This window comes from Pelotomaculum sp. FP (assembly GCF_004369245.1).
GTDB lineage: Bacteria > Bacillota > Desulfotomaculia > Desulfotomaculales > Pelotomaculaceae > Pelotomaculum_C > Pelotomaculum_C schinkii.
The window spans coordinates 1-7,636 of sequence record NZ_QFGB01000097.1; the positions used below are offsets into that span (position 1 = coordinate 1).

5 protein-coding genes are annotated in these 7,636 nt (G+C 44.3%); all 5 read right to left on the minus strand.

Going from position 1 to position 7,636, the window contains the following annotated elements:
- Positions 1–544: 544 nt before the first annotated feature.
- Entirely contained in the window at positions 545–742 is a 198-nt protein-coding gene (locus tag Psfp_RS20410; RefSeq protein WP_134220352.1) for a hypothetical protein, read from the minus strand.
- Between the two features lie 24 nt (positions 743–766).
- Entirely contained in the window at positions 767–2,503 is a 1,737-nt protein-coding gene (locus Psfp_RS20415; RefSeq protein ID WP_134220353.1) for a UvrD-helicase domain-containing protein, read from the minus strand.
- A complete protein-coding gene (locus Psfp_RS20420) occupies positions 2,500–4,359 on the minus strand; it encodes an AAA family ATPase (protein ID WP_134220354.1) in 1,860 nt (619 codons plus the stop codon). The genes Psfp_RS20415 and Psfp_RS20420 overlap by 4 nt, the downstream gene beginning before the upstream one ends.
- A 149-nt stretch (positions 4,360–4,508) precedes the next feature.
- Positions 4,509–5,585: a hypothetical protein gene (locus tag Psfp_RS20425; RefSeq protein WP_134220355.1), complete on the minus strand. Its 1,077-nt coding sequence runs from the start codon at positions 5,583–5,585 to the stop codon at positions 4,509–4,511.
- A 204-nt stretch (positions 5,586–5,789) separates the two neighbouring features.
- A complete protein-coding gene (locus tag Psfp_RS20430; RefSeq protein ID WP_134220356.1) occupies positions 5,790–7,541 on the minus strand; it encodes a TnsD family Tn7-like transposition protein in 1,752 nt (583 codons plus the stop codon).
- Between the last annotated feature and the right edge of the window lie 95 nt (positions 7,542–7,636).

Sequence of the window (7,636 nt, forward strand, 5' to 3'; positions counted from 1 at the left end):
GGCTTCTTTAACAAGCTGCTCTTTGAAATCCTGAGGATATCTTTTACGTTTCATCCATACCCCTCCGTTAATATTAGTTTATATTAATAAGGGGGTATGGCTCAAACTCAATTAAGGGGCTTAATAGTTTTCAGCTCTGGCGCAAGTTGGCCAACGAAAAATCGAACACACTGATCAAAGCCAAGAAGTGCATACGCTGACTTCCGAGCGTCCATAAGCCCTTCGTCGACAAGCTCACCTTCGTACTTTAAGTATCCGAGGTGTTGTTCTGCTGAGTTGTCCATAATTCTTTTTGCAACCCCTTTAGTCCACTTATCTTCTAAGAATATCAGCGTATCTAATGTCTGATGGAGTGTGTTATCGCATAAAGCACGTATATGCCTTCGTTAACAGAATTCTTTATTTTAGTGTTGATATTATACTAGCAACACAACTCTTTCTTATATTTACATGGTGCATCTTTGCACTTTTTGTTGGATTAGGGAGTATCGAACCCAAGATAAAGCAGATAGATTAACAGGGTGAAAACACAATTTCATGACACTTACACTGTTGAAAGCTCTTGGCTGTCGGAATGCTCTTTACTATTAAAATTATATTTACTAGCGAAATAATCATTGATTTCTTTGTATATATTAGGAATCAATCGTTTTTCTTCTTCGCTAAATAATTTATTAAAATATTCTTCTGCATTTTCATTTCGCTTGCTTTTGTCGGCTAATCCCTTCTCATCTGCATCCATTTGCTAAGCGCCAAGACGTTAGACTTAGAGCTTATGCGGTGCTAGAATCGGGCAGTCTGGAAAGGCCTGATTCAGGATCAGAGTATGAATCCTAGCGCGGGTAATAGCGACTCGAAGAACCTTCCGGCTCTTTCGGTAGGGAGCTGGATCCCTTGGCCATTTGAACGGCGAGGAATGATCGGCCCGAAAGACGATGACAGCGTCGAACTGCTTGCCTTTGGACTTGTGCATCGTCATCACATGGATCCCTGTAAGATCCTCACCCCCGGATAGAATCTGGTCCTCGGTTAGCGCCGCATCCAAGGCTTGCCGAGCGAAGGGATAGCTACCATGCGTTTCCCAAATGGCCGTTAGACCGGATGCAATCCGCCTTCCCCGGTTGAAAGCCATAAGGTATTGCAGTTCGCGGTCGACGGCTACGAGCTCGGAAACGCCAGTGCCTTGAAGCTTTCCCCGAAGAAGCATCCAGTCCTTACGAGGATCACCGGAGAACATACTTACCTGAAGTTCGCCAATGAGCGCATACAATTTCTTATATATAACTGCTTTGGTAGGAACCTTGCCTCCCCGGGTCTGTTGAGCCCATAGCTGAAACTCTTTGGAGCGAGCCAGCGCTCTTGCAGTACCCTTCGCACGGAAAACCAAAGAGAGTAATTCTAGTGCCTGCGCTATATCAATTGCTTGATTTGCAGCGTACTTTGGCTCCATGAGGAATGCGACGAAACGGCTTGCAAGCAATGTTGTGGCTTCATCAAATAGGAGTTTGTGTGGGATAGGAGTCGCGCCACCCCTCAGTGCATTAGAAATGATTGCGGCTCCTCGGTCAAAGGAAGCTAGAAGTGCAATACTCTCGGGTGGCTGCCCGGTCTCTGCCTTCACGATTCTGCTCACTATCCCAATACTCTGACGGATAGCTTGATCACGGCTATTAGCACGGGGATGGAAATTTAACTGTGAAACGCCTTTGTATGGCGCACCACGACTCACACCGGTCAGGATATCATAACCAAAGGTCGCAATTTCAGAATCCGGGCTTCGGTTGTTCTCGCTTCCAAGATCGATGCGGGTCGGACGTAAATCGTCTTCAATCTGTTGAATCCGCTCTGGGCCAATGCCTGGCAGGAAATCGAAGATCTGCTGCTCCAAATCTGCAAGACAAAGCGTCTGCGAATACTCCGCTAATGCTTTGACGCATGCCCATTGGTCTGGCCCGGTGTCTTGGGCTTCATCCACGATGATAAGCGGAAATCGATTGGCAACAATCTGCCGGATACGAGCGCTACGGGTGAGAAGTTCAGCCACTTTGGGGGCGAAAAGATCGAAGGCAATGCGGCCCTCTTCACGAAAGAGGTGCTCGCGCTGTGTTTCCCATACAGGCCAAGCCGGATCGTTACGTTCAATACCATCGGAAAGCGCCTTTTCATCATGGGGCGGAAGTAGCGTCAGGCGCTTGGGTGCGCCAAGCAAATAACCATATGTACGTAGAATATCCCAGAAGAACGAGTGAAAGGTCTGGATGTTCAGCATCTTTTGCTGGGTTCTGGGAATCTGCTCTTTTGCAGCTTCTGCAATTCGTGCGACGGCTGCTCGGGAAAAGCTAAGAAACAGGACGGCTTGCCCACTGTCAAGGCCTGCTTCAATCCGTCGCAGAGCTTTTAGAAGTGCAATAGTTGTCTTGCCGCTTCCAGGTCCTCCTGTGACAAGCGTATGCCGCTCTGTGTCGAGCACCTGCTGGCGCTTCTGGCAGATTCTCAGGGTCATGTTTGCACTCCAAAGACTAGATGTTGTACTGTCTCTGCATCCACTACTACTTCTGGGACAGGGGAGTTCTCAGTAAGCACCGAAGGAATGGGAATGGGAACGGGAACCGGCTCGGGCTGGGGAAAGTCTGTGTAGACCTGGGAGAGGAAATTAACCACGCTTATAGGAAGTTCGGCCATCTCGCACAGATCAATAAGCCTACCAGCGGTTCCGTCTCCTTTGCGGCCCTTCAACAAGTTGGCCATAAGCGCCCTTACGTCATCATCATCTGGGCGTTGTACAGGGATTCCGACATTCCCTTGCTCACCTGCATTTCGGATTTCCTCCAACAGTAGCCATTGACGGTCAACCGGAATCTCCCTGATAAGGAGTTCTTCCGCACCGGTAAAAGCTGTTTCGTTAGGCAGGTCGAAAGCATCTTGCAATGCCTGTATTTCTTGCGGCTTACGCTGCTTCTGGTCATAGAAGGCGTAAGTCTTGAGTCCCAAGTTCTTGAAGAATGCCCCGAATGCAGGGAGCGAGCCATCACCGTCAGACGAAAAAATCGTGACCCCCGAAAGATCAAGTGGATACTTGTCTTCATTGGCTGCTTCCATCTTATCCGCAACTGCCCTAAGCATGACCTGCTCGGTAAGACCCTCAGTTACAATGACAGCCTTGCCAAGCATCGCCTCACATAGTCCACGGCGGGCGTGCTTCCGATAGGTCTTGGGCTTGAGAGCCCCGCCAAGGATCACTGGCGCAGCCGTGAGCTCCGCTTGCTCTGATCGCCGTAGGATTTGGATCTGCTGGGGCTCAAATTGTTCGATGATATACGGGGAGTGTGATGTCACAAAACACTGTGTCGTCTTGTTGAGCAGGTAATTAGCAACACGTCGCTGTGTATGCGGCGGCAGGGCGATTTCTGGCTCCTCCATCGCAAATATTACATTGTCCTTCTTAATTTCCGCAATAAAGGACAAAAGGGCCAGGACTAGGGTATTTAGCGTACCCGTCCCAACCTCTTGGAAAGGCACCGGCTCCTGATCGGGGGCCATCGAAAGGAAGAATGCCATTGTCTTGCGCAAATGTTCCCTGGTGAGTTGAGACACGAATAACTTAGTAGCAGAGTCCTTGCCTTGGGCAGGGATATACTGGGCCAGGCGTTTCTCTATCGAATCTAGTACGGTTCTCAAGTAGGCGGCATCCTGATCGATCGGGGGATCAAGAGCTCGAAGCCGCTTAATGGCTTGCTCCCAGAGCCCCGTACGGATCTTGCCGAGCCTCAAGATTATGTCCAAGAGCGATCCTCGCTCAAGGCTTAGAGCACGGGTTCCCGTTCGCAGGGTACGTAGATACAGAAAGCCAATCATCCGCTTGACGTTCTTGCTTACAGGCTTCAGTGAGCCGTCCAACTCGTTTGGGCTATGGGAGAAATAAGTTTTAGCCTCGAACTCATCCTCTTCTGGGTCGTATTTACCAATCGTTTCCAAGCGCAGGCATGGCTCGACGGCGGGGGTATCGACGAGGTCTGCGTCGCCTTCTTCCAGGAGGCGACGTTGCTCCTTGTGCCAAAACTCCAGGTGTGAGCCGCAACTATTAGAGGTCTCTAGATTCAGATCGGTTAGAACAACCTCAATACGAAGGGGCTTTGGCGTTTCACCATCAGCTTCGAGATATGTGCTATTATAAAAGTCAAACTCTTCAATCGGCGGAAACTTCGATAGCCGGTCTGGGCCAAGCACAAGATCGAGAGCCTCGCAGACGGTAGACTTTCCAACATTATTCATTCCGACCAGCAGCGTGTGACCATCGAAGTGCAACGTAGCGCTGTCAACCCCTTGGAAATTCTCGATAATGAGGCGTGTAACCTTCATGTTCTACCTCCTTTTAGGCATTTACTACCCGCCCAAGAAAATGGCATGTCTGTTACTTGAAAAGTTAAAAACCCTGTCTTTCTACGAATTTCCTAAGATTCCCAACCTGTACTTATATGAATAAATGGTAATAATATTCTTTTTTAGACTTATCTTTGTTTTACCCCTAAGTCAATCTTCAACGCATCTCGATAATTAGTAAACTCATCCCAAGTATAGTGAGAATGATCCATCATATCCTGAATAACCTTTCCTATATATCTATTCAACTCTAAAAACAATTTAATAATTTCATTGTCACCAAGAATCTCCTCTAATGTTCCCCCTAAATGCACTATTCTGGTGCGAAAACCTGTATAAGAACCTGTTTCGTCCTTCTTACCAGTTAGTTCTTGGAAACGATTCGATATATTATTATATTGTTGTCTAGTTTGAGCAATATGGCAAGCAATCTCCTTTTTTACCTTTTCAAATTTCTTGAAATTATTTGGATAAGCTAAATAATCAAATAGACTCATAGCTCTAATAAATTTTGATGTGTTTGTATTTGCTTCAAGGACACCAGTGTATAAATTTAAACCAGTTCTAACAACTGCCCCTACCTCTGCAATATTATTAAAGAACTCGTGCTTATCGATAAATGAGATCTGCGAATTATTTAAATCAAGCCCAATTCCCTTGACTATTAAATGATTAATAATGGAACCTGCAATCATATAACTCTCGTTATCTTGTAATGAATATACTAGAGCTCCTGAAAAACCATTAGAATCTTCCCACGTTCCAACAGGCCCTGGTAATGTGTCAGGCAAATCCATCCGACAAAAATAAAAACGGAGAATATCCATTGCTTCTTCTGCTTGTTGAGATAATCTACTTATTAACCTGATATCATCTTGATGTGTCCACAATAAAAAACTATTCCAGTCAAGAGATGTTGTAAAAGAAACTAATGTGTTTTCTCTAAATACAACTGCTGAAATACCAGTGATACTACTTGATACTTCTCGTAAATCTTGGCCCTTAAATACCTGTAATTCAGCTTGCTGATTCAATTCCTTGTTTGGGACAATTCTGAGCTCTTTAAGATTGACTTCCTCAGCAGGAAAAAAATGAAAACGCCCGATGCTAAAATTTCGTTCTATATTAAACCTAGATATTGGCATAACGATTAAATACTTACCCTTTTTCAGGTCATCTAAAAATTCATTTATCAAGCTTATCATTATCAAATCCTCACAAAAGTCAATTTAATACGCTTAACTTAACTTCTAGTTCTCTACATATCCTGATAATTCCTATCTTTATACACATAAATATCCATAAATTTTTTCCATGCCCATATTTCACCATACTCTCAATGAAAGCAAATCATCCATAATTCCAGCATAGGCTGTTTATCTATGCAAAAAAAGCAATCTACTGATAGTTCATATATTCAGCTTACCGGCCAAGCCTTTCTCAATATTTTCTTCTATCCTGGCAATAACCCTTCTTGATACCGTTTTTCTTAGCCCAGCCACACGCATGACTTCCCATTTTTCAAAAATACCCTTTTCTTCATACAGCTTACGGCATACAAAATCAACTCGGCGAAGCTGGAATTCCTCAACACTCTCAGCAATATTCTCAATATATTGCTTTGTCAAAGGAAGCTTATCCATATAAAAGCGAAGTGATGAATAACCCATTTCCTTCATAAGACGTGAGGAACTGATTCGAACAGGTTCCGGCATAAGCAACAAACGTGAATATGCTGTTTTCGCCTTTTCGAGGGTTTCAATATCCCGTACACTCCAGTCAACTATTTGTGTTCCTCCAGGTAGCTGCTTAACCTTTTCAGGCAATATGGTGTATAGCAAATCACGCTGGTGCTTATAAAGTCTCATATATTGAAGATAAAGTTGCTTTCGCACTTCATTTCTTGTACAACCCGGGTTTTCTTTTACATATTGACGTATTTCATCGGCATCCGCACTATAATCTGCTTCTCCTTGCTTGCCTTTCGGTACATAGATTTTCATGCTCGAATTCAAGAGGTGTGCTATACCAAGCTTATCTGCATATTTAACGACTGTCTTTGGATCACAGCTCATTTCACGAGCTATCCCTCTCAGACTGCCAACGGATTTTATTGCTTCAACAAGCCGCTGTTCCCATTCCTTATCATATAAATTATATTTTCCCTTGGTATTAGCCCCTCGGCTGTTCGTTGTATTCCAGGATTTCGTCATTTGCCTGTTTGGTGAGCAAAAAAGCCCTTCTGCATTTCCGCACAGAAAAAGCGATATCAAAATATACCGCAACGGATGAATGGCCTTACCGGGGAACCTAACAGCTTCTGACGGCCATTCATAGTCCTTGTTTGTATCAATATTGCACTCAAGCAATTCAAGTAATCTTAGACCATAAAAATTTTGCAAGTCATGACAAAAATCTCTTTGTCTGACATGTCCTTTTCTCGTAAGATATCCTTTGCTCGACATCCAGCTGGTGATGTTTTCATGCACCTTGACATTGTCAAACTCTGTAAAATCACGATTAATAATATATCTGGCTGCCTTTGCAACATCATTGAGTTTGAGCGTTATATGCTTTTCATCTTCATTTTCATGCTGATTTTCTGGATTACCCAGTTCTTCCAAATCGATATTTTTGAAATCAAACCTGACAAACTGGATTCGACTCACATGTTCTTTTGCCACCGGATATTCCTTAAGGCTACAGCCATGTTTGTCACAAACAAATACTCCTTCCAGTTGGTGAACTCTATGAAAATAAGCTTCCCCGTACCATGACATATCCTCAACAGCACATTGCGGACAATAATACAGCTCGGATTTCCTACAGATGCCTCCAGCCGCCATCCCGATAAGAGCAAAAAGTCTCTTTCCCCCATTGTTATTGACAGCATCCACCACTTGTTCTTTCCGTCTTTTATCCATAAACGGTAGATAATACGGCAGTATTGTATGCCTCCGGATCCAGAATTCCGGCGTATAAATCTCATTCTCAAGCTGGCCGGCAAAGTATTTAAGCCTGCATGGCACAGCTATACTTGGTAGTGCATTACGGTCGCCAAAGACCTGTACCAACGTCTCACGCATAGACACATTACCGGAATAATAATGATAACGGGCTATAGTACTATCTATTAAGCCCCTTAATTGAGTTTGAGCCATACCCCCTTATTAATATAAACTAATATTAACGGAGGGGTATGGATGAAACGTAAAAGATATCCTCAGGATTTCAAAGAGCAGCTTGTTAAAGAAGC

Excerpts from the sequence above, each read along its gene's own strand:
- Psfp_RS20410 (WP_134220352.1), bottom strand. The coding sequence starts at position 742 with ATGGATGCAGATGAGAAGGGATTAGCCGACAAAAGCAAGCGAAATGAA.
- Psfp_RS20415 (WP_134220353.1), bottom strand. The coding sequence starts at position 2,503 with ATGACCCTGAGAATCTGCCAGAAGCGCCAGCAGGTGCTCGACACAGAG.
- Psfp_RS20420 (WP_134220354.1), bottom strand. The coding sequence starts at position 4,359 with ATGAAGGTTACACGCCTCATTATCGAGAATTTCCAAGGGGTTGACAGC.
- Psfp_RS20425 (WP_134220355.1), bottom strand. The coding sequence starts at position 5,585 with ATGATAAGCTTGATAAATGAATTTTTAGATGACCTGAAAAAGGGTAAG.
- Psfp_RS20430 (WP_134220356.1), bottom strand. The coding sequence starts at position 7,541 with ATGGCTCAAACTCAATTAAGGGGCTTAATAGATAGTACTATAGCCCGT.